General features: G+C 69.7%; 6 protein-coding genes and 1 tRNA gene. 2 read left to right on the top strand and 5 right to left on the bottom strand.

The annotated features are described in order from the left end of the window. Positions 1–2: 2 nt before the first annotated feature. The 5 genes from DS843_RS15450 to DS843_RS15430 all read right to left on the bottom strand — a co-directional run bounded on the left by DS843_RS15450 (position 3) and on the right by DS843_RS15430 (position 4,783). The gene (locus DS843_RS15450) at positions 3–1,139 is read right to left on the bottom strand and encodes an ABC transporter substrate binding protein (RefSeq protein WP_286192119.1); all 1,137 of its coding nucleotides are present in this window, start codon (positions 1,137–1,139) and stop codon (positions 3–5) included. Positions 1,140–1,180: 41 nt separating this feature from the next. Then, entirely contained in the window at positions 1,181–2,368 is a 1,188-nt protein-coding gene (alr, locus tag DS843_RS15445) for an alanine racemase (RefSeq protein ID WP_149469785.1), read from the bottom strand. After that, a complete protein-coding gene (locus DS843_RS15440; RefSeq protein ID WP_149469784.1) occupies positions 2,365–3,429 on the bottom strand; it encodes a patatin-like phospholipase family protein in 1,065 nt (354 codons plus the stop codon). The genes alr and DS843_RS15440 overlap by 4 nt, the downstream gene beginning before the upstream one ends. A gap of 74 nt (positions 3,430–3,503) precedes the next feature. Then, a complete protein-coding gene (locus tag DS843_RS15435; RefSeq protein WP_149469783.1) occupies positions 3,504–4,226 on the bottom strand; it encodes an RNA polymerase sigma factor in 723 nt (240 codons plus the stop codon). Positions 4,227–4,707: 481 nt separating this feature from the next. Next, positions 4,708–4,783 (bottom strand) — tRNA-Trp (locus tag DS843_RS15430). Between the two features lie 1,150 nt (positions 4,784–5,933). Between DS843_RS15430 and DS843_RS15425 the strand changes: the two genes are divergently transcribed. Beyond that, positions 5,934–7,493, top strand: a complete 1,560-nt coding sequence (locus DS843_RS15425) for a ShlB/FhaC/HecB family hemolysin secretion/activation protein (RefSeq protein ID WP_286192118.1) — start codon at positions 5,934–5,936, stop codon at positions 7,491–7,493. A gap of 21 nt (positions 7,494–7,514) precedes the next feature. After that, positions 7,515–25,388 (top strand): filamentous hemagglutinin N-terminal domain-containing protein, encoded by a 17,874-nt coding sequence (locus DS843_RS15420; protein WP_149469782.1) that lies wholly within the window; start codon positions 7,515–7,517, stop codon positions 25,386–25,388. Positions 25,389–25,418: the final 30 nt, after the last annotated feature.

Here is a 25,418-nt window from a genome sequence, read left to right as displayed (position 1 = left end):
GGTCAAGGCACTCCATAAAGCGAGTCGGTCGTCAGAAGAGCGGGAAAGGGAATTCGATAGCCGATCGCCTCGGCGGTCGCGAGGTTCCAGGCGATGGAGGGGGTGTCGAAATAGACCTGCGGCAGACGCCGCAGCGGCTCGCCGGCCAGGGTACGGGCGATGGTGGCGGCGCCGAATTGGCCGATGCCCGCCATGTCGGCGCGGGCGATGCTCATCAGCGCGCCGCGCTCAACCTCTTCGGGGCCGAGCTGCGAGAAGGTCGGGATGCGGCGTTGCAGGAAGGGCTGGATCAGTGCGGCGAAGCGGTCCAGCGGCCAGCGCCCGTAGGTGATGTACATGGCGTCCGCCTCGCGGGACAGCGCGTCCCAGGCGGCGCTCAGATCGGCTTCGTAGCGTTGCTGGTCGTGCTTGTCGGCGGGGGCGCGGACGTGCCGTTCCACCAGTTCGAACCCGAGCCGCGCGGCGGCGGTCTCGATGTCGGGAAGCGAGGCGATGGCCCGCCCCGCCGGGCTGTCGTCGTAGGCGATGCCCAGCCGCCGGAACTGGAAGGTCTTGTGGAAGACGGAAAGCTGGCGCAGGAACCGTTGCGGGTCCAGATGGGCCCAGACATGGTCGCGCCCGGTGTCGGTTTCCGACGCGACGATCCCGGCGGCGATCGGGTTGGTGCAGGAGAAGACAAGGACCGGCACCCGGTGCGCGTCGGTCGCCAGGGCGATGCCGGCAACCGTTCCCATGACGATCATCAGGTCGATGTCCTGGTCGTCGTTCAGCCGCTTCATCAGCGCGGCGGCATCGCCGGGCGTCAGGTTGGTGACGTGGGCGTCCGCGACGAATTCCAGGGCGGAGCTGCCGGCATGCCCGGCAAGCCATGACCACAGAGCGGCGGTGTCGGTCTGGCCCGGATGGTAGGGCATGCCCGTCAGGTCGCCGGTCCAGCCCAGCCGCTCCAGTTCGCGCAGGATGGCGGCGAGTGTGGAGGCATAGTTGCCGTAGGGCATCGACTCGGCGTAGCCGATGCGCCGACGCCGGGATATGTCCCTGGCGGACGGGGTGGGACGGAGTTCCGCGACGCCGGCGGTCGGCAGGCCGAGGGTGCCGAGACCGGCGGCGGCGGCGGCCAGCCAGCAGCGGCGGGTCATCGTCGCGCCCCTGGGCTGGCCTGCGGGTCGAGGATGTCGTCTCATTCTCTTCGGTCCTCTTCCACGGTGTTGGAGCGGTAGCGGCGGGCGACCCGCGGCCCCAGCAGCGGCACCGCGCTGGGGCGCAGGCCGGAACGCGCCGCGACGTCCTCCAGCGTGATGCGGTGATCCCCCTGCCGCCCGATCAGGACGGCCTCGTCCCCCGGCTGGACGCCGGGGATGTCCGTCAGGTCGGCCAGCAGGTTGCTCATGAAGGCGCGCCCAAGGATCGGCGCCGGGCGCCCCCGGATCAGCAGGACCCCGCCGGTCAGCCGGTGCAGGTGGTGGCCGTCGGAGAAGCCGAAGGGAATCACCGCCACCGGCGTGCTTCGCGGCGCGGCGCTGGCTGCGGCGTAGTCGGCGAAGTCGCCCGGCTCCAGCGCCGTCACGCGGGAGACGCGTGCCTTCACGCTCATGACCGGAGCGAAGGGGGCGGGCGCGTCGCCTTGCCCGCCCGCCATGCGGATGCCGAACAGGGCGGCGCCGCAGCGCACCGCCGTGCAGCCGATGTTCCTCGCGGCCCCGGTCAGGGCGGACCGGTCCAGCGTCGGGCTGCTGAGCGCGTGGACCAGCGGCGGGAGCAGTCCGGCGGTCCGCGCCGTCCCAACCGTCTCTCCGAACCGCTCCAGCTCCCCCAGTCCGCCGTCTTCATACGGGCCGTAGGCACCGGACAGGTGGGTGTAGAGCCCCTCCAGCCGCAGCGCCGGCGCGGTGGAGACGGCGGCCAGCACGTCGGTCAGGCCCGGCCCCGGCGCCCCGAAGCCGCCGAAGCCGGTGTCCACCCGGACATGCACGCCGACCGTCCGTCCGGCGCGGTTGGCGGCGGTGGCGAGCGCCCGCGCCTCCGCCACGCTGGTGACGGTGGCGCTCAGCCGGTGAAGGGCGGGCAGCCGGAGCTGGCTGGGCAGCGGCGGGTCGATGACCAGGATGGGGGCCGTCACGCCGGCCCGCCGCAGGGCGATGCCCTCGCCCATGTCGGCGGTCACCAGCCCGTCGATCCCGAACCGCTGGAGCGCCCGCCCCACCGGTCCGATGCCATGGCCGTAGGCGTCCGCCTTCACCACCCCGAAGACGGCCTGGCCGGACGGAAGGCCGCGGCGCAGCCGTTCCAGGTTCCGGCCCAGCGCGTGCAGGTCGATGTCCGCCCAGACGGTGGTGCTGCCCCGCCGGCCTGTCCGCGTTCCCGTCATGCAAAGAACTTCGCGCTGATGTCGGTCGAGGATTCCTTGCCGATCTTGTCGAAGTGATGGTCCAGGAACTCATCGGCCTTGTGGCGTCCCGTCTCGAACATGTACATCAGGAAGTCCCAGTCGGCGTTCAGCTTGCTGGTGACGCCCAGCTTCTCCACCACCTCTTCCGCATCGACGGTGTGGATGTGCATCTTCTTGTGCTTTTCGGGGCTGAGTTCGCCGGAGTCGATCAGCTTCGAGACGAAGTCGACCACGCGCAGCTCACGCATCATGCTGGAGTTGAAGCTCAGCGTGTTGACGCGGTCCATGATCTCGCGGGCGGTGCGCGGCGGCACGGGCACGCGGACCGGGTTGATCTGCACGATCAGGAGGTCGCGGCTGTCGCACTGCTCGATCAGCGGGAACAGCGGCGGGTTGCCCGAATAGCCGCCGTCCCAGTAGAAGGCGTTGCCGACCTGCACCGCCTGGAACAGGAAGGGCAGGCAGGCCGAGGCGAGCACCGCATCCACCGAGATCTCCTTCGGGCCGAACACCTTCAGCCGGCCGGCGCAGACATCGGTCGCCGCGATGAAGGGTTTGCAGGCCGGTGCCTTGCGCAGACGCTTGAAGTCGACCACGTCCGACAGGACGTCGCGCAGTGGATTCGTGTTCATAGGGTTCAGCTCGTAAGGTGACATCATGCGCGACAGCGCGTCGAACATTTGCCAGAGCGGGGAGAAGTCCATGTTCCCCTTGCTGAACATTTTGTCAAGTGGGGTCGGCTGGAGCGGTCCCTTCTTCGCCTCGTCGGAGATGCGGCGCCAGAATTCGCGCAGCTTGGTCCGCGCCCCCTCGTGGCCGCCGATGGTCAGGCCATAGGCGGTGACGGCGCAGTTCATGGCGCCGGCGCTGGTGCCGACGATGCCATCGATGGTCAGGCGCCCATCCTCCAGGATGCGGTCGATCACCCCCCAGGTGAAGGAACCGTGCGCGCCGCCCCCCTGGAGCGCGAGGCTGATCGACTTGGCGCTCTTTCGGTTGGCGGACTGGACGGCGGGGGCGGGCATGGTCTGGTCGGGCATGGATGGCTCCGGTTGTTGGGTCTTTGGACAGGTCGGCGGGTTGGGAATGGTCGCGCTCGGGTGTGCGGTGCAGGTCAGAGCGCCGGCTTCATCGCCTTGGGCGGGCGGGTCCTGGTCAGGACGCCGTGCTTGGTGGGGCGGCGCGTCTGGGGGGTGTCGGGCGGCGGCTTCGCCAGCAGGTCGCGGTGGTCGGGTACGGCGCTGCGCAGATAGCTGCGGATCTGTTGAATCCACTTGCGCGCCAGCTCCTCGGAGATGGACAGCTCCGCGGCGATGTCGGCGTAGGGCTGCTCTTCGATGAAGCGCATGCGGGCGGCCTGACGCATCCGCTCGTCCCGGATGCCGTCCAGCGACTCCATGACCTTGCTCAGCAGGGCGCGGTCGGCGTTGGTGCGTTCCGGGTCCATCGTGTCCCGCCCGCTGGCGCCGTCGGCGATGGAGGCGATCTCGACGAGGGAGCCGACCAGGACCGGGTGGCGCTGGTGGGCGCGATGCCGGTCGATGAAGTGGTTGATGGCGGTGCGCCGCAGCCAGGTGCGCGTCTTCAGGATGGACCGCGCGTAGAGGGGAAGGACCTCCGAGAGGCTGATGCAAAGCCCGCTCAGACAGTCGTGGATTTCCTGCCTGTTTCCTTTGCACAACCTGTGATACGTCCAGAACAGGTCGGTGTAATGGCGGCACCAGAAGACCCAGAAGGCGGTCCGGTCCCCGGTTGCGATCCGCTCCAAAAGACCGGAATCGTCGAGTTCGTGGAGATCCTCGCCGATGCGGGAGAGGAGCCGGCCTGATCCGGCCATGGATAGGGAAGGCCAGGGGCGTTTCGGTTCCCGCCGCCGGTCCAACGCCGTTCCGGTGGGGGCATCCCCCAGAGGTTGCGCTCTATGCTGCATATGACGTCCCTTGCGCGTTTTGCACAAGGGACGCTCGCCAAGTTCTACGTGTGAACGAACCGGATATACTTTTTTTCGAAATACCTATGTATTTCGTACGTCATTATCTGAAAAAGAGCATATCCATACGCAACCGCACTCTGTCGTGATAATCTAGCTTTGGCTATCCGTGAGCACGCGGGGGCGCCGATTCTATGCCTTCGCATCGCAGAATCGGAATGACGATAATAATGCCGTCCGGCGCCGGGCCGTTCAGAGCTGAAATGACAAGGATGTAGTGGCGAAGGGGAGAGAAACCCTGATCCGGGAACCGACGACTGTTTCCGGATTTCTATATTTCAGGGAAGCCACGCTGGCGCGTGTGACGCCATCCGATTTCTGTGCCGGATGGCAGGAGTGGAGGGGCTCGAACCCCCAACCCCCGGTTTTGGAGACCGGTGCTCTACCAATTGAGCTACACTCCTGTCGCCGCCTTGCAGCGGGAAGCCGCTTTTAGGCGATTTCAGGACCGCACACCAGCGGAAAATGATCGAAGGCGCAGCAAATGCGTCCGGATCGCCGCCGCACCCCGCCCGTGCGGCGGGAACGGCGCGGCTTTGGTAGCGGAACACAGCGAAGAAAGAGGAAATTCATTGCATAAAGTCACGTTTTCTGCGGAATTGCGAAGGAATGGCTGATTCATTACAGCTTTCGAGCATAATTACAAATAGAGATGTCAAATTTAAAATTGTACGTCAAAAATGACATCGGCGCCGTGAAATCAAACGGCCGTTTTGAAAGACACGGCGCCACGAGGCGGCGATAAGCCGCACCCCGCCGCCATCAAGACGGCGACGAAGATGGGGCCTCGGGCGCGACCGTCGGGATGCAAGCGTGAAGCGCGCCCGGACGGTCAGGGTTTCGGACGGTCAGGGTTTCGTCCAGCCGCCCGTGGCCGGATCGAAGGCGGCATCGAAGGTGAGCCGGCCTTCCTCGCGGCGCAGGTGGGACATGGCGGCGCCGTTGGGGGCGGGGCCGCTCCAGCCGCTTCAGGACGATCGGCAACCCATCGGCCCTCTGCAATCCAAAGTGTATGATGAGCAAGGCGCCGTGGTGCAGCTTCTCATTGATGGAGTGATCCGAGGCGATAGGCGCACCGGCCATGGCAACCCGCGATCCTGTGTGCGCACCATGGTCTCCACAACGGCTGATTTGTGGCGGTTCCGAAGCTTGCCTTCGGATACGCGCAACCTGCGGAACGGCAAACCAACCATGCCGATTTCGCGGCGGGATGGGAATGTCACAAATTCAGACAAACTAAGACTACCGCCTCCACCAAAATCGTATGATAAAAGTGGCTACCTAGAATGGAGATCCATCGCGATCTTCGTTAACCAAAGGTTAGCAACGACTATCCCGCGAAGGCGCCGGTCCCATGAGCTCGTCCACCAACACCGCTGTTTCAAACTCTACCCACAGAGAATTTGTTGATAATAATAAAGCGTCTTGGTGGATGCGTTTTATAGTATGCTCTGCTCTGCTCTGGTTGGTGTGGCTGGCCCAGCACTCTCGCAACAGTTGCCGCCACGGCTGCCGTCGGGTGCCGAACCGCGTCCGGAGGCACCGCGCCCGGTCATGCCGCTGCCTTCCGTGCCGGGCGGTGCGGTGACGGTGCCGAAGGCACCCGCGGCGGAGGCTCCGGCGGGGGCCGAGAACTACCGCCTTATGTTGCGGGACGTCACGATCGAGGGCGCCACGGCCTACAGCCAGGACAGCCTGAGGACCGCCTATCAGGAGCTGCTGGGCCGCGAGGTGTCGGTGGCGGACCTGTTCCGGATCGCCAACGACATCGAGTTCCGCTACCGCAACGACGGCTACATCACCAGCCGCGTGATCGTTCCCGCCCAGACGATCGAGGACGGGACCTTCCGCCTTCAGGTGGTCGAGGGCTTCGTCTCCGACATCGCCTATCCCGACGACATCGGCCCGGCGCTGGCCGCGGTGAAGCGGCTGGTGGAGCCGCTGCGCGGCGTGAAGCCGGTCAACGTCGCCGACGTCGAGCGCCGCCTTCTGCTGGCGAACGACCTCGCCGGCCTGACCGTGCGCGCCAGCCTGGAACCGGCGCCGGACACGCTCGGCGGCTCGGTGGTCGTGGTGAAGACGGACCGCAAGGCGGTGGACGCCCTGGTGTCGGTCAACAACCGCAACACGCCCTATCTCGGCACCGCCCAGACGACCGCGACGGCGGCGCTGAATTCCTTCGGGCCGAACGCCGACACGGTGAACCTGAGCGGCCGGGTGTCCTCCCCGCTGTCGCGGGCCTGGTCGGTCGGCGGCGGCTACCAGGCGCTGCTGAACGGCGACGGGCTGACCTTCTCCGCCAACGGCTCCTACTCCGAATCCCGGCCCGGCCTGACGCTGGACCCGCTGGACGTGGAAAGCTGGGTGGCCGCGGGCGTGGGGTCGCTCAGCTACCCGGTGATCCGCTCGCGCCTGGAGAATCTCCGCGCGGTCGGCGAGTTCGAATACCGCGACGTGAACACCGACATTTCCGGCGACCGCTTCAACCGCGACCGGCTGCGCATCCTGCGCGGCGGCCTCAGCTACGACCGCACCGACGGCTGGGACGGCATCACCGCGGTGCGCGGCCTCGTGCACCAGGGGCTGGACATCATGGGCGCGACGAAGCTGGGCTCCACCTACGCCTCGCGCGAGCGCGGACGCAGCGACTTCACCAAGTTCACCGCCGACGTCACCCGCGTGCAGCAGTTGCCGGCCAACTTCAGCATCCTGGCCACCGCCACGGTGCAGGCCGCGGGAACGCCGCTGCTGGCCAGCGAGCAGATCGCGCTGGGCGGCCCGAGCTATGGCCGGGCCTTCGACGAGGGCGAGATTTCCGGCGACACCGGCTGGGCCGGGTCGCTGGAGCTTCGCTACACGCCGGTCCTGCCGGACAACGCCTTCGCGCAGGGTGTCCAGATCTACGGCTTCATGGACGGCGGCGAGGTGTGGAACCGCTCCAGCCTGGAGCAGAACAGCCGGAACTCGCTGGTCTCCGTGGGCGGCGGCGTCCGCGCCAGCCTCGTGGAGCGGCTGTTCGCGACGCTTGAGATCGACAAGCCGCTGACCCGCCGCGTCGCGACCGAGGGCGACAAGGACATGCGGGTCTTCTTCAACGTCACAGCGCAATACTGATAGGGCCGGGGGAAACAGGACATGGGCAAGGGCAACACCACCACCACTCCCGGCATCACCGAGATTCCCGGCGCGCGCCGCCACCGCCAGACGCTGCGCCAGCGGCTGCTGCTGTCGTCCGCGACGGAGGCGCCCCAGCGCGGCGGCGGCACCCGGCGCCAGCGCCGCGCGGCGAAGGCCCGGGGGATCGACTTCGCCCGGCTGGCGCTGCGCAGCGTGATCGGCGTCGCCCTGTCCACCCTGTTCGCGGGTACCGCCTACGCCAACCCGCTGGAGGGCACCGTCACCGCGGGCGCGGCCACCATCCGGTCGGCGACCCCGAAGTCGATGGAGATCCTCCAGTCCACCGACAAGGCGATCATCAACTGGAAGTCCTTCAGCATCGACGCCGGTGAGAAGGTCACCTTCCAGCAGCCCTCGGCCTCCAGCGTCACGCTGAACCGGGTCACCGGCAACGACCCGTCCAAGATCATGGGCAGCCTGTCGGCCAACGGCACGGTCATGCTGGTCAACCCCAACGGCGTGGTGATCGGCGCCGGGGCCAAGGTGGACGTCGGCGGGCTGGTGGCGACCACCGCCAACATCTCCGACGCCAACTTCATGGCGGGCAAGTACCAGTTCGACCAAGCCTCCGCCAAGCCCAACGCCATGGTGGTGAACGAGGGCGACATCACCGTCAAGGAGAGCGGCCTCGCCGCGCTGGTGGCGCCGCACGTCCGCAATTCCGGCGTCATCCGGGCAAAGCTGGGCAAGGTTGCGCTGGGCGGTGCGGAGACCTTCACGCTCGACTTCCACGGCGACGGCCTGATCAGCTTCGACGCCAGCTCCGCCGTGAAGACGGTGGCGAAGGACGCGGACGGCAAGCCCGTCGCGGCGCTGGTCGTCAATTCCGGCGAGATCGCCGCGGAAGGCGGCAGCGTCACCCTGTCGGCGCGCGCCGTGAAGGGCGTGATCGACAACGTCATCAACACCGACGGCGTCATCAAGGCCACCTCGGTCGGCAGCGCCAACGGCAAGATCGTCCTGTCCGGCGGCGACAACGGCACGGTCAACATCGGCGGCACCGTCGATGCCGGCGGGCGCGGGGAGGGGCAGACCGGCGGCACCGTCGTCGCCACCGGCGCCGAAATCGCCGTGAAGAAGAACGCCCGCATCGACGCCTCCGGCAACAAGGGCGGCGGCGAGGTCGCCATCGGCAGCAAGACGGGCCGCTCCGGCACCTGGTCGGACAAGGTGACGGTGGAGGCGGGCGCCACCCTGTCCGCCGACGCCGTGAAGTCCGGCAAGGGCGGCAGCGTGACGGTGCTGTCGCAGAAAAGCACAAGGCACGCTGGTAGAATCTCCGCCCGTGGTGGCTCGGAAGGCGGCGACGGCGGCTTCGCCGAGGTGTCCAGCCACAAGGACATCAGCCTGACCGGCAGCGTGGACCTGTCCGCGCCGAAGGGGGCGGCGGGCCTCTTCCTTCTCGACCCGGAAAGCCTGCGCATCGTCAGCTCCGCCGGGGGCAGCCAGAACGGCGCCGCGGCGGACGGCACGATCGGCGTCAACGACCCGAACCAGGGCAGCGGCGACAACGTCAACACCATCTCCAAACAGGTGCTGGAGAGCATCGCCCACAACGCCAACATCGTGCTGGAGGCGTCGGGCCTCATCACGGTGGACACCAGTCTGGATCTCCAGACCGCGTCGGGCCACAGCTTCACCCTGCGTTCGCTGACCAGCGGCGGCATCGCTTTTGCGAACGCCAGCTACGAGATCCGCACCAACGGCGGCGACATCGTGCTGGAGGCCAACGGCCTGGCCAGCAACCTGACCAACATCGGCAAGCTGACGACCCGCGGCGGCTCCGTCCGTCTGTCGGCCACCGGCGGCGTCCAGCTCGCCAACCTGATCGACACCACGCCCAGCACGGGGGCCGCCGGGGCGGTGTCCGTGCGCGCCCTGGGCGGCCCCCTGACGGCGGGGACGGCGGGGCGGATCGTCGGCGGCGCGGTCACCCTGGCCGCGGGCGGCGACATCGGCGCCAGCGGTGCCGCGCTCTCCACCAGCACCAGCCAGCTCTCCCTGGTCACCGGCGGCAGCCTGTTCGTCACCAACGACCGGACGCTGACCGATCTCTCCATCGCCAGCACCCACGGCGCGGCGGGGGGCAACAGCCAGTTCGCCCTGACCTCCACCGGCCTGAGCTTCGCGGTCACCGACGCGGCGGGCGGCTACACCCTCGATACGGTCGTCCAGACCGGCGGCCTCAACAGCTTCGGCTTCAGCGGCGACCGCAACATCCAGGTCGGCACGGTCAACGCCGGCACGGGCGCCGTCACGCTGACCAGCACCACCGGCACCATCACCGGCACCGGCACGGGCCTGCTGACCGGCGGCGCTCTGGCGCTGACGGCCCTCGGCTCGACCGGCACCAACGGCGGCATCGGCACCTCGTCGCAGGCGCTGAACACCGCCGGCACCAGCCTGACCGCCACGGCGGGCAGCGGCGGCATCTCCGTGTCGAACACCGGCGCGCTGGCTCTCGCCGACCTGACGACCAGCGGCGCCGCCACCGTCACCGCCTCCGGCACCCTGACGGTGGGTGCGGTGAGCAGCGGCGGCGCGGTGATCCTCACCAGCACCGGCGGCAGCATCCTGAACGACGCCGACGCCGCGACCACCCTCGGCACCGGCACCCTGACCCTGAACGCCGCGGGCAGCATCGGCACCGCCGGCACGGCGCTGACCACCGGGGCCTCCACCGTCAGCGCCACCTCCGGCGCGGGCGGCGTCTTCCTGGCGACGTCGGGAGGGGCGACGCTCAACTCCATCGTCTCGACGAACGGCGACATCGCGGTCACGACCAAAGGCGCCACCGCCATCGGGACGATGACCAGCGCCAACGGGACCAGCAACATCGCGGTCACGGCGAACGGCACCGGGTCGTCCATCACCGCCGCGACCGTGGACGCCGGGGCCAACGGCAACGTCACCCTCACCACCGCCAACGGCGACGTCACCGTCCAGTCCGGGACCGGAGTCACCGGCAACGCCGTGACCGTCGTCGCCGGGGGCGACTCTTCCAGCGTCTCGCTGAACAGCACGGCGAAGACGCTTTCGATCACCAACGGCACGGGCAACGTCACCGTCACCCAGTCCGGTGCCGTGACCCTGGATTCCATCGTCTCCGCCGGCAGCACGGTCGCGCTCACCGTCAACGGCGGCGACGCCACGGTGGGGACGATCAAGGCGGCGAACACCGGCACCATCACCCTGACGGCGTCCGGCGGGTCCATCCTGGGCAAGGACGCCAACAACCGGCTGTCCGCCAACACCGTCATCCTGAGCGCGGGCGGCACCATCGGCACCGCCGCCACCCGTCTGCGCACCTCCGCGGCGGTGCTGACGCTGAGCAACGTCGGCGATCTGTATCTGGACAACGGCGGCACGATCCTGACCGGCCTGTCGATCACCAACCGCCACGTCGGCACCACCGCCAACGCGCTTCAGCTCACCTCCGACTATTTCAACTTCACGGTCAGCGACAACGGCACCACGACCATCCTGGAAGCGGTCGGCAGCCCGAAGCTGAACGCCTTGAGCTTCAACAGCGACGCCACGCTGGTGGTCGGCGATCTGGCCACGGTGGGAGCGGGCGGCGCGGTCACGCTGACCTCCACCGGCGGCAGCATCCTGGACGACGGCAGCACGAACACGCGGATCGACGCCGGCACCGTGACGCTGAGCGCCGCGACCGGCAACCTGGGCGCCGCCGCCGCTCCGCTGGCGCTCAACGCCACGAAGCTGACGCTGACCACCCGCGGCGACTTGCACGTCACCAACCTGTCCGACATGACGGCGCTGACCATCGCCAGCGCGCACGCGGACGCCACCGTGGTGAACGGCTATTCGATCACCGCGCCGAACTTCACCTTCAGCCTGACCGACAGCGCCACCAACGGCTATTCGCTGGGCACGCTGGTGGACACCACCGGGCTGATGTTCTCCTTCAAGGGCGACCGCGACATCCGTCTGGGCCGGGTCGACCTGACCAACGCGACCGGCGTCCTTCAGAGCGGTTCGCCCGATCCGGGCACGGCGTACAGCATCGCCAGCTTCGAGACGACGAACGGCTCCATCCTGGACGACGGGTCGAAGGACACGGTGGTGCTGGCCGGGGCGGTCAACCTGATCGCCAGCAAGGCCATCGGCAGCGGCACCGGGACCGGGTATCTGGACGTCGTCACTCCGGTCCTGAACGCCCGCGCGTCGGATGGGGGCATCTACGTCACCCTGCCGACCTCGACGGGCGTCGCCAACCAGAAGAACCTCGTCACGCTGGGAAGCAGCTTCTTCAGCGCCGTCAACAACCCCATCGTTGTGACGGCGACCTGGGGCGACATCGCCTTCGGTTCCAGCTTCTCCCCCAGCATCAGCAGCAGCAGCAACATCACGGTCACGGCGACCAACGGGTCGATCCTGAACCCGAACAGCGCCACGCTGCGCAGCGGCACCGGCACGGTGACCCTCACCGCTGGGAAGGACATCGGTTCCTCGGCCAACGCGCTCGCCTTGCAGGGCGGAACGGTCGTGGCGAGCGCCGGTGGCTCCATGTGGCTCGGCCTCGGCAGCGGCACGGTCGCGGTGAACAGCCTGACGGCGGGCGGCGACGTCACCGTCTCGCAATCCGGCGGGACGATGAACGTCGCGGCGATCAACGCCAAGAACGGCACCGGAACGGTCGATCTGAGCAACAGCAGCGGCAGCATCGAAGGCGACACGGACAGCACCACCCGCATCATCGCGGGCAAGGTGATCCTGAACGCCAACCAGAATGTCGGCGGCACCCGCGCGCTGAACCTGACGACCACGGATCTGTCGATCACCGCGGGCGGCTCCGTCGGCATCACCGACACGCTGGCGCTGACCGACCTGACGGTGAAGCGCGGCAGCTACTACGGCGGGACCATCGGGATCAGCACGGTCGGCGGGCAGACCTTCACCCTGTCCGACAACTCGTCGCAGTCCACGATCCAGACCGTCACCAGCACCGGCGCGCTGAACTTCACCTTCGAATCGCTGCGCGCGGTCCAGGTCGGCACCGTCAATGTCGGGGCCGGCGGCAGCGTCGCCATCGCTTCGTCCGGCGCGCTCACCAGCGGCGGCGGCAGCAGCAAGATCACCGCGGGCAAGGTGTCGCTGGAAGCCGGAACCACGTCCTCCATCGGCACATCCGGCACCGCGATCAGCCTCGACACGGCGGATCTGGCGGTGACCGCCGGGCGCAACATCCACGTCACCAACAACGGGCGCGCCCTGAACCGCCTGGCGGTCACCAGCACGAACACCACCACGGGCAACTCGACCTCCAGCCTCTTCTCCATCGCCGGGACCGGTGCCCAGACCTACACGCTGTCCGACAGCGGAACCGCGAACATCATCGACGTCACCGGGGCGGGCGGCAGCCACTTCAGCTTCACCGGCAAGAAGAACATCGTGGTCTCCGAGATCGTCGCCACCGGCGGCTCGGTCAGCCTGACCACCGCGGGCGGCGGCGCGAATTCGAACATCACCCTCTCCGGCGGCGGAAGCATCCTGGCGTCCGCCGTCACCCTGTCGGCCAACGGCACCGGGACCGGCGGCGGCTCCATCGGGTCCAGCACGCGGGCGATGAAGGTGGCGGCCTCGTCGCTGACCCTGGCGAGCAACGGCGACATCTACATCGACAACAGCAACACCGCGCTGACCGCGCTGGACATCACGGTCTCGCACAAATCGAGCAGCGACGGCGGCACCTACCAGTTCAGCAATCTCGGCACCGGCCGCAGCTTCACGGTGAGCGAAAGCAACAGCCTCCAGACGCTGGCGCTGTCGTCGGGCAGCGGCAGCATGGATCTGCGCTACAGTGTGGATCGGGGCATCATCGCCGGGACGATGGACGCCGGAACCAGCACGACCGGTTCGGTGACGCTGATCTCCACCGGGGGCGTCAACGGCTGGCCGTCCATCAACGGGTCGGGAACGATCACGGCGGGGCGGGTCTCCCTGACCGCGCTCGGCACCAACAGCAACGTCGGCGGCACCACCATGGTGCAGACCAGCACGACGAAGCTGGCCGTCGCGTCGGGCGGCAACCTGAAGGTCAACAACAACAACGCCACGCTGTCCGAACTGACAATCGACACCCGGCACCAGAAGTCCGGCGGCGCCAGCAACGATTATTACATCGGCTCGAACGGCCTGTCCGCGTCCTTCAGCGATTCGACCGTGAACGGCCTGGAGGTGGTGAACGTCACCCAGAGCGGGCTGAAGCTGGCGATCAGCAACGATAAGGCTCTGCGGGTCTCCAAGATCGATGTCGGCTCCACCGGCACGGTCGATCTGACGGTCACCGGCGGCTCGTCCATCAATGCGACGAACAGCGGTTCCCTGATCACCGCCGGCAGCCTGATGCTGACGGCGGCCTCCGCCGGCAGCAGCCAGAAGCTCAACACCCAGATCGGCACGCTGTCGGCCAAGCTGACCGGCTCGTTGGACCTCAGCAATTCGGGCACCCTGACGCTGAAGGACGTGGCGGCCGGCTCCTCCGCGGACATCGCCGTGACCGGCAACGGGTCGCTCCTCCAGACCGGAACCGCGCCGTTGCGTGCGGACAGCGTGACGCTGAAGGTCGAAGGCGGCTCCATCGGCGCGTCCGGCACGCCGCTGCTGACCGAGACGCAGACCCTGACCGTGACCGCCGGACGGAACGTCTACCTGACGAACAGCGCCGACCTCTACGCGCTCGGCCTGGAGGTGAAGCACGCCGCCGCCGGCACGCAGAACGTCTACGACATCCGCTCGGAAGGGCTGACCTTCGCGCTGACCGACAACAAGACCGGCAGCCAGTACACCCTGTCCAGCGTCGTGGACAGCAGCGGCCTGGACTTCTCCTTCAAGAGCGACAACAGCGTCGTCCTCGGGACGGTCAATGGCGGTCTGGCCCGCAAGGTGACCATCGAGACCACCGGCACCGGACAGAGCATCCTCAGCAACGGCAACGCGATGCTGACCGCGGGCACGGTCACGCTCACCTCGACCGGGGCCATCGGCGCCGCCGGTGCGGCGTCCAGCCACATCCAGACGATGGCCGACACGCTGGCGCTGACCACGGGGACCGATGCCTTCGTGGACAACGGCAAGGATCTGACCGCGCTGTCGCTGACCAGCAACCGGACGACGGGGTTCGGCACCTACCAGATCACCGCGCCGCAGCTCGTCTTCACCCTGACGGACGACAACAACACGACGACCCTGAGCGAACTGACCGACAGCACGGGTCTGGCCTTCAAGCTCGACACCAAGCACGCGCTGTCCATCGGCACGCTGAACGTGCAGACGTGGGGCACCGTCGATCTGACCACCACGGGCAGCATCCTGGGTGCTTCGTCGGCGGTTGCGGGCAACCCGGCCAACCGCATCACCGCGGGCACCGCGACCCTCACCGCCGGCAACGGCGCCATCGGCTTGTCCAGCAACAAGATCCACCTGTCGGCGTCCTCCGCGACCTTCAACGTGACCGGCGACCTCCATGTCGAATCCGACACCCGCATCGGCACGCTGAACCTCAAGAGCACGTCGTCGACCTTCACCAACCGCACCTACAGCCTGACCTCGGTCAACACGGCGGGCGGGGCCATCGAGCTGACCGGCGCCGAGAGCGGCACCCAGACGTTGCTGGCCTCGCTGACCGACGGCAGCGGCCTGCGGTTCTCCGCCGACAGCCACGAGAAGATCGTCGTCGGTAATCTGGACGTCGGCAAGACCGGCACGATCTCCCTGATCGCATCCCCCGGCATCGTCGGGAACGGCCATTCGGTCCTCAAAATCAACGCGGGCATCGCCACTTTGCTCTCTTCCTCCGGCGTGGTCGGCGCGAACGGGGGCGAGTTCATCGCCATCACCACCGGCAACCTGTCGGTGAACGCCAACAACGGCGCCGTGATCAATCTGCACGGCCCGACGGTCATCGACTCCATGAACCTGGGCGGCGCGCTGACGCTGACCAACTCTACCGGTGACATCGCGCTCGGCACGATTGGCATGAACGGCGCCAACGCGGTCATCAACAACCAGGGCGGCTCGATCCTCAGCGGCTCGATCGGCGGCAGCAATCTGGTGAACCTGACGGCGGCCGGGTCGATCGGCAGCGTCTCCGCCATCTCCACGAACGCCCACAACGGCGGCACCACCACCCTGACCGCCAGCGCCGCCGGCAGCATCGCGGTGAGCGAATACAACAGCCTGACCGCCCAATCCGTGACCAGCGGCGGCGGCGGAGCCATCACGCTGAGCACCGGTTCCAACGGGACCTCCACCCTGACCGCCGGGACCATCACCACGACCGGTGCGGTGTCGCTGACCAGCCACAACGGCAAGATCCTCGGGAGCAGCGGCAATCTGGTGGCCGGCGGCAGCGTCCTGCTGTCCGCGGCCAAAGGCGCCATCGCCGACACGGGCTCGACGCTCACCGTCGCCACCTCCGACCTGACGCTGAAGACGCCGGGCACCTTCAAGGTCGCCGGCACGCAGGACCTCGCCAAGCTGTCCATCGACCGCACGGCGGCCACGATGGGGGGGGCCTCCTCCGGCGACATGACCCTGACGGCCACCAACCTGAGCTGGAACGCCGCCGACAACGGAACCACCACCACCTTCACCACGCTGACCGACAGCACGGGCCTGGACTTCACCTTCAAGGCGGCGGGTGCCATCGCCATCGGCACGATGAACACCGGCGCCGCCAGCACGGTCAGTCTGACGGCGGGCGGAAGCAACGCGACCGCCGGCAACATCACGGCGGTGAACGGCTCCTCCTCCATCACCGCCGGCTCCCTGACGCTGGTCGCGCAGAAGGAGACCGACCAGCCGGGCAACAGCAGCGCCATCGGCAGCAGCGGGACGGCGCTGGGGCTGAACGTCTCCAGCCTGACGGCCAGCAGCGGTACCGGCGGCCTGTTCGTGAAGAACGCGGGCGCGCTGAGCCTCGGCTCCATCGGCACGGGCGGCGCCCTGACGGTGACCGCCACGGCGGGTGACCTGACCGTCGGCAGCCTCTCCTACGACACCACCAAGGCGCTGACCCTGACGGCGACCACGGGCCGGATCGTCAGCGGCGGCTCCAGCCTGAGCATCGGCAACGGCAACGCCACGCTGACGGCGGGGGCCGGCATCGGGACGGCCCAGTCCGGGCTGAAGGTGACGGCGTCCGGCACCGGGTCGCTGACCGCCAACGTCACCGGCACGGGCGGCCTCTATCTCGACCTGTCGGGCCAGCTTTCGGGCGGGCTGAACGCCACGGTCTCCAACGGCCCGGTGGTGGTGTCCAGCAACAGCAGCATCACCCTGACCAACGTCGCCATCGCCACCGACGCGGCGGGCAACTCCATCAGCGTGACCGCCACCAGCGGCAACATCACCGCCGGGACGGTGTCGGCGGGCGCCACCAACGGCACCGTCACGCTGAGCGCCACCGGCAGCGGCGGCAAGATCCTGGCCGCCAACGGCGGGTCCACGATCACGGCCAAGACCGTCCAGTTGAACGGCGCGGGCGGCATCGGCACCTCCACGGCCCGCGTCGGCGTGGGCGGCGCGCAGGTGCAGGTGAGCGGCGGGTCGGGCGACATTTATCTGGGCACGACCGGCGCCACCACGCTCGCCTACGCCGCGACGACCGGCGGCAAGATCGACGTGCTGGCCGGCGACCGCCTCCAGGTGGTCAACGCCGGCACGGGCGGCGGGGCGATCACCATCGCCTCCACCGCCGCCAACGCCGACATCATCGCGGGCATCATCAACGCCGGCACGGGCGCGGTCACCCTCAGCGCCACCGGGGGCGGGGTGTACGACGACGGCCTTGCGGAAACACGGATCGTCGGCGGCTCGGTGTCGCTGACCGGTGCCAAGGGCGTGGGCACCTCCGCCGGGGCGGTGCAGACCACCACCGGCAGCCTGACCCTGTCCAGCAGCGCCGGCAGCATTTACGTGACCGACGCCACCACCGCCGGCGTCACCGTCACCTCCGCCAGCGCGTCGAGCGGGTCGGTGACCATCGCCTCCGCCGGCACCATGACGGTGCAGTCGGCGTCGGCCAACGCCGCGAGCGGCGCGGTCGCCCTGACCGCCGCCGGCTCCATCCTGGGCAGCGGCACCGGCACCCATGTGACGGGCCATTCGGCCAGCCTGACCGCCAACGGCGGCAGCATCGGCACGGTCACCGACGCGGCCACCGGGGCCGGCACGCCGGTCAAGATGAACGTGTCCAGCCTGACCGGCCTGACCGCCAACGGCACCACGCCGGTCATCTCGGTGGACAACATCAACACGACCGCGCTGACGCTGGGCAACAACCTCGTCACGCTGGGGGCGGGCGGCTCGGCCTACATCCGGACGGCTGGCAACCTGGACGCCAGCGCCGGCCTGTCCATGACCAGCGGCAACCTGCTGCTCCAGTCCGGAGGCGTGCTGACCCTGCCGGACGCGGGGATCGACATCGGCACGGGCGCGCTGACGCTGAAGGGCGCCACCGACGTGGTGGACGCGGGCGGTACGCCGCGGTCGCTGTCGATCACCGCCGGCTCGCTGACCTTCGCCAGCGGCTCCAACGGCGGCAACACCGTCCTCAACACCACGGTCGGCACCATCGACGCCAGCCTGACCGGTTCCGGCAAGGGCCTGACCGTCAACAACACCGGCACCCTGACGGCCGCGACCCTCAGCGCCAACGGCAGCGTCGGCGCCAAAAGCAGCGCCGGCCTGACCGCCAATTCGGTGACCGGCACCGGCACGGTCAACCTGGTCGCGATGGCGGGCGATCTGACGGTCGGCACGGTCAACGCCGGCCCGACCGGGGTCATCACCCTGTCGGCGCCGAGCGGCAGCATCCTGACCAACAAGGGCACCAGCCTGACCGGCGGCACCCTGAACCTGACCTCCGGCACGGGGATCGGGACCAGCGCCAGCGCCTTCGCCACGTCCATCGCCAACGTCTCGGCGACGGTGACGGGAACGGGCGGCATTTATCTGGCCGGCGCCGGCTTCACCCTGGGCAACCTCACCACCGCGAACGGGGACATCTCCGTCACCACCAGCGGCGCCATCACCGACGGCAACGCCACCACCGGCATCACCGCCGGGGGCAGCGGCTCCATTACCCTGACCTCCACGGGCGGCGCGGTCACCCTGACCAAGGCGGTGAGCAGCACCGGTCCGGACGCCACCCGTGCGAGCGTGACGGTGCAGGGCACCGCCATCGGGCTGGGCGACGTCAACACCACGGGCGCGCAGAGCTACACCGGCAACACCACCCTGTCGGGGACTCTGTCCGGCAAGTCGGTGGCGGTCACGGGGAACCTGACGCTGGCCGGCGCCAACCGGACGGTGACCGCGACCGGTGGCGATGTGACGGTGACCGGCACGCTGAACGGCGGCGGGTTCGGGGCGACGCTGAACGCCGCGCAGGGCGGCGTGACGCTGGGCGGAGCGGCCAGCAACCTGGCTTTCCTCTCGGCCACCGCCGGCACCATCGGCCTGCACAACGTCACGACGGCGGGCGCGCAGACCTACACCGGCGCCACCACCCTTCAGGGCTCCTACGCCACCGGCAACGGCGCCTTCACCGTGACCGGCGCCACGACGCTGGCGGGCGCCACGGCGGTGAACGCTGGCAGCGGGGCCTTGCGGTTCAACGGCACGGTGGACGGGGCCTACGCCCTGACGCTCACCAGCAGCGGCGCGACCCAGATCACCGGAACGGCGGGCGGCACGACGGCTCTGGCGAGCCTCGTCATCGATGCCGGCGGGACGGCCAGCGTGAAGTCGGTGAAGACGACGGGCGGCCAGACCTACAGCGGCACGGTGACGCTGGACGGCACCTACACCACCGGCGCGGTCTTCTCGGCCATCGGTGCGGTGACTCTGGCCGGCGACACGACGGTGGACGGCACGTCGAGCGTCCTGTTCATGAACACGGTGGACGGCGCCCACGCCCTGACGGTCAACAACAAGGGCATGGCGCAGTTCAACGCGGCGGTGGGCGGCACGACGGCTCTGGCGAGCCTGACCACCGACGCCGCCGGGACGAGCAGCCTGAAATCGGTGACGACCACCGGCGCGCAGACCTACAACGACGCGGTGACGCTGGACGGCACCTACAACACCGGCAGCGGTTCCTTCGCCGCCAACGGTGCGGCGACGCTCGCTGGCGCCACGACGGTGAACGGCGGGTCGAGCGTCCTGTTCGGCGGCACGGTGGACGGCGCCCAGGCGCTGACCATCAACAGCAAGGGCGCGACCCAGTTCACCGGCACGGTGGGCGGCACGACGGCGCTGGCCAGCCTGACCACCGACGCGGGCGGCACCACGAGCCTGCGCAACGTCACCACCACGGGTGCCCAGACCTACAACGACGCGGTCACGCTGAACGGCACCTACGCCAGCGGCGGCGCCTTCACCGCCAACGGCGCGGCGACGCTGGCCGGTGACACGACGGTGAACGGCGCGTCGAGCGTGCTGTTCATGAACACGGTGGACGGACCCTACGCGCTGGCGGTCAACAACAAGGGCACGACGCAGTTCGCCGGTGCGGTGGGCGGCACGACGGCCCTGGCGAGCCTGACGACCGACGCCGCCGGCACGAGCAGCCTGAAGTCGGTGACGACCACGGGCGCGCAGACCTACAACGACGCGGTGACGCTGGACGGCACCTACACGGCGACGGGCAGCACGATCACCGTCAACGGCGCGGCCACCCTGGCCGGGACCACGACGGTGAACGCCGGGACCGCCACCTTCAACGGCACGGTGGACGGCGCCCAGGCGCTGACCATCGCCGGGAAGGGCACGACGCACTTCAACGCGGCGGTGGGCGGCACGACGGCTCTGGCGAGCCTGACCACCGACGCGGGCGCCACGGTCAACCTGCTGAACGTCACCACCACGGGCGCGCAGACCCACAACGCCGCCACCACGCTCAACGGCACCTACAACGCCACTGGTGCCTTCACCGCCAACGGCGCGGTGACGCTGGCCGGGACCACGACGGTGAACGGTGGGGCGAGCGTCCTGTTCGCCGGTGCGGTGGACGGTGCCCAGGCGCTGACCATCAACACCAAGGGCACGACGCAGTTCACCGGCGCGGTGGGCGGCACGACGGCGCTGGCCAGCCTGACGACCGATGCCGCCGGCACGACGAGCCTGCTGAACGTCACCACAAGCGGCGCGCAGACCTACAACGACGCGGTCACCCTGAACGGCACCTACGCCAGCGGCGGCGCCTTCGCCGCCAACGGTGCGGCGACTCTGGCCGGCGACACGACGGTGAACGGTGGGTCGAGCGTTCTGTTCGCCGGCACGGTGGACGGGGCGCAGGCGCTGACCATCAACAGCAAGGCCGCGACGCAGTTCGCCGGTGCGGTGGGCGGCACGACGGCCCTGGCGAGCCTGACGACCGACGCCGCCGGTACGAGCAGCCTGAAGTCGGTGACGACCACGGGCGCGCAGACCTACAACGACGCGGTGACGCTGGACGGCACCTACACGGTGACGGGCAGCACGATCACCGTCAACGGCGCGGCCACCCTGGCCGGGACCACGACGGTGAACGCCGGGACCGCCACCTTCAACGGCACGGTGGACGGCGCCCAGGCGCTGACCATCGCCGGGAAGGGCACGACGCACTTCAACGCGGCGGTGGGCGGCACGACGGCTCTGGCGAGCCTGACCACCGACGCGGGCGCCACGGTCAACCTGCTGAACGTCACCACCACGGGCGCGCAGACCCACAACGCCGCCACCACGCTCAACGGCACCTACAACGCCACTGGTGCCTTCACCGCCAACGGCGCGGTGACGCTGGCCGGCGATGCGACGGTGAACGGCGGGTCGAGCGTCCTGTTCGGCGGCACGGTGGACGGTGCCCACGCCCTGGCGGTCAACACCAAGGGCACGACGCAGTTCACCGGCGCGGTGGGCGGGACGACGGCGCTGGCCAGCCTGACCACCGATGCCGCCGGCACGACGAGCCTGCGCAACGTCACCACAAGCGGCGCGCAGACCTACAACGACGCGGTCACCCTGAACGGCACCTACGCCAGCGGCGGCGCCTTCGCCGCCAACGGTGCGGCGACGCTGGCCGGCGACACGACGGTGAACGGTGGGTCGAGCGTTCTGTTCGCCGGTGCGGTGGACGGGGCGCAGGCGCTGACCATCGCCGGGAAGGGCACGACGCAGTTCAACGCGGCAGTGGGCGGCACGACGGCTCTGGCGAGCCTGACGACCGACGCGGGCGGCACGACGAGCCTGCTGAACGTCACCACCAGCGGCGCGCAGACCTACAACGACGCGGTGACGCTGAACGGCACCTACGCCAGCGGCGGCGCCTTCACCGCCAACGGTGCGGCGACGCTGGTCGGCGACACGACGGTGAACGGCGGGTCGAGCGTCCTGTTCGCCGGCACGGTGGACGGCGCCCAGGCGCTGACCATCAACAGCAAGGGCACGACGCAGTTCACCGCGGCAGTGGGCGGCACGACGGCTCTGGCGAGCCTGACGACCGACGCGGGCGGCACGACGAGCCTGCTGAACGTCACCACCAGCGGCGCGCAGACCTACAACGACGCGGTGACGCTGAACGGCACCTACGCCAGCGGCGGCGCCTTCACCGCCAACGGTGCGGCGACTCTGGCCGGTGCCACGACGGTGAACGGCGGGTCGAGCGTCCTGTTCGCCGGCACGGTGGACGGCGCCCAGGCGCTGACCATCAACAGCAAGGGCACGACGCAGTTCAACGCGGCGGTCGGCGGCACCACGGCTCTGGCGAGCCTGACCACCGACGCGGGTGGCACGAGCAGCCTGAAGTCGGTGACGACCACCGGCGCGCAGACCTACAACGACGCGGTGACCCTGGACGGCACCTACGGCGCGGCCGACAGCGCGATCACCGTCAACGGTGCGGCGACTCTGGCCGGGGCCACGGCGGTGAACGCCGGTTACGCCACCATCACCTTCAACGGGACGGTGAACGGCGCCCAGGCGCTGACGGTGAACTCCACCGGGGCGATGATCTTCAACGCGGCGGTGGGCGGCACGACGGCGCTGTCCAGCCTGACCACCGGCACGGGCTACACCAGCCTTACGGACGTGACCACGGCGGGTGCGCAGAGCTACGGCGGGCCGGCCAGCCTGATCGGCAGCTACACGACCGGCAACGGCGCCTTCACCATCGCCGGGCCGGTGACGCTGGCGGGGGCCGCGACGGTCAACGCCGGCAGCGGTGCCGTGACCTTCAGCGGCACGGTGGACGGCGCCCGGGCGCTGACCGTCAACGGCAGCGGCGCCACCCGGTTCGACGCCGCGGTCGGCGGCACGACGGCCCTGGCGAGCCTGACCACCGACGCGGACGGCACGACGAGCCTGAAGTCGGTGACCACCACGGGTGCGCAGACCTATAACGACGTCGTGACGCTGAACGGCGCCTATCAGTCCGGCGGGGCCTTCACGGCGGCGAAGGCGGTGACGCTGGACGGCGACAGCCGGATCACCGGCAACGGCGGGATCATCCTCGCCTCCACCCTCGACGGCGGGCGGGCGCTGACGCTGACCAGCGGCAGCGGCAACATCCTGCTCGGCGGCGCGGTCGGCGGCACCAGCCGTCTGGGCGCCCTGACCGTGAACGGCGGTGGGGCCACCATCGTCGCCGGTGCGGTGAAGGCGGCCTCGCTGACCACCGACGCCACCGGGATCACCATCCTGAACGGCGGCAGCGTGGACACCACCGGGGCGCAGAGCTACGCCGACGCGGTGACGCTGGGGGCCGGCACGGTGCTGACCGGCAGCCTCGTGTCGTTGTCCGGCGGCGTCGATGCGGCTGAGGCGGGCCGTCAGGGCCTGACCATCGCCGGCAACGCGGCGCTCTCCGGCGCGCTTGGCACCCGGCAGGCGCTGGCCGCGCTGACGGTGAACGGCGAGACGCTGCTGAACGGCGCCACGGCGGTCACCAGCGGGGCGCAGACCTACGGCGGCGCGGTCCGTCTGGCCGGTTCCCCGTCGGCCCTGACCGGCACCGGCGTCACCTTCGCCGGGACGCTGGACGGCGGGCAGGCCCTGACCGTCACCAGCGGGACCGCCGACGCCGTCTTCGCGGGCGCGGTCGGCGGGACCGAGCGGCTGGGCGCCCTGACGGTGAACAGCGCCGGCCAGACCCGCTTCGCCCAGTCGGTCCGCGCGGCCTCGGTCGTCACCGACGCGGCGGGCACGCTGGCCCTGAACGGCGGTTCGGTCGACACCACCGGCACCCAGACCTATGGGGAGCGGGCGGTTCTGGGGACCGACACCCGGCTGACCGGTGGCACGGTCGTTCTGGCCGGCGGCCTGGACGCCGCGACCCGCGGCGCGCAGGGGCTGACCATCACCGGCAACGCCGTGATCAACGGCACCGTCGGCGGCACGCAGGCGCTGAGCCGCCTGTCGGTGACCGGCACCGCCGCCCTCAACGGCGGCGCGGTCACCACCGTGGCGGAGCAGAGCTACGGCGGCGCGGTGACGCTGGGAGCCGACACCGTCCTGACGGGCGGGACCGTCTCCCTGCTGAACGGCGGCAACGCCGCCGGGGCCGGGGCGCAGGGGCTGACGGTCAACGGCGACGCCGTCCTGGCCGGGGTCTTCGGCGAAACCGGCGCGCTGCGGCAGATCGCCGTCAGCGGCGGCACCCGCCTGACCGGCGCCACCGTCGCAACCACCGGCGCGCAGAGCTTCGGCGGCGCCCTGGCGGTGGCCGGCGACAGCGTCCTGACCAGCACCGGCGGCGACCTCGTGTTCGGCGGGTCCATCGACAGCGCCGACCGCTCCTCGCTGTCGCTGAACGGCGCGGCGATCCGGGCGGCGGGCGACGTCGGCGCCTCGGGCCTGATGGGCGACGTCACGGTCCGGGCTTTGGGCGGCGTCTTCCACGACGGGGCGGTGACCGTGCGCTCGCTGACCCAGACGGCAGGCGGGGAGAGCCGCTTCGCCAAGGCGCTGACCGCAACCGGCACGGGCGGCCTCCGCCTGAGCGGTGCCGGCTTCACCTTCGGCGCGGCGGTGAACAGCGCGGGCTCCCTGGCCCTCGCCATGACCGACGGTGCGGGCCGGGTGGTGTTCGGGCGCGATGCCACGGTTGTCACGGAGGAAGGCTTTACCCAATCCGGTGGATCGGGCATTGTTCTGCCCGCCAGCATCACGGCCAAGAACGGCCCGATCACGCTGGGCGCCGTGGCGTCCCTGCCGGACGGGCAGGCGTCCATCACGGCGGGCGGCCCCATCACCATGGCGGGGCTCCAGGGCAAGGCCACGATGCTGACCATGGCGTCCGACGGCGGGGCGCTGATCGTCGGACAGGAGTCTGGGAGCGCCTTGCAGAAGATCGACGTGCTGAGCCTGACCGTTCCCAAGGCCGGTTCCGCCCGGATGTTCGGCACCGTGGCCGGCAAGACGGACGCGTTGGCCGCCAGCGCGATCGACAGCCCGCTGCGCGCCGCCCCCTACTTCATCAACAACACCCCCTGGGGGCCGACGCAGCAGGTCAGCCGGGTCGCCGCCACCGTCGTGGTGGAGGTTCCGGTTCCCAGCACCCCCGGCGTCACCAGCCTGTTCACCGGCACGATGACCGGCGCCGGCCTTACGCCGAACGCGCTGGCCGCCTACGCCGCGCCGCAGGTTCTGTCCCTGACCGGGGCGGGTGCCCAGCCGGAGGTTCTGTCCAACAACCCGGGGAATGGCGGCTCGGGGGCCGTCCCGACCACCACGCGTGCCGGCGCGCAGCCGGAGGTCCTGACCAACGGCGGCCCCGCGCCGTCCGCAACCGGCAACCAGCAGACGGAGAAGGAGGAGGCGCGCTGAGGCGCGCCTTCCCCACCGGCAGACCTTTAC

This window comes from Roseomonas genomospecies 6 (genome assembly GCF_008365375.1).
Classification (GTDB): Bacteria; Pseudomonadota; Alphaproteobacteria; order Azospirillales; family Azospirillaceae; genus Azospirillum.
This window is presented reverse-complemented; position numbering and strand designations above follow the sequence as displayed.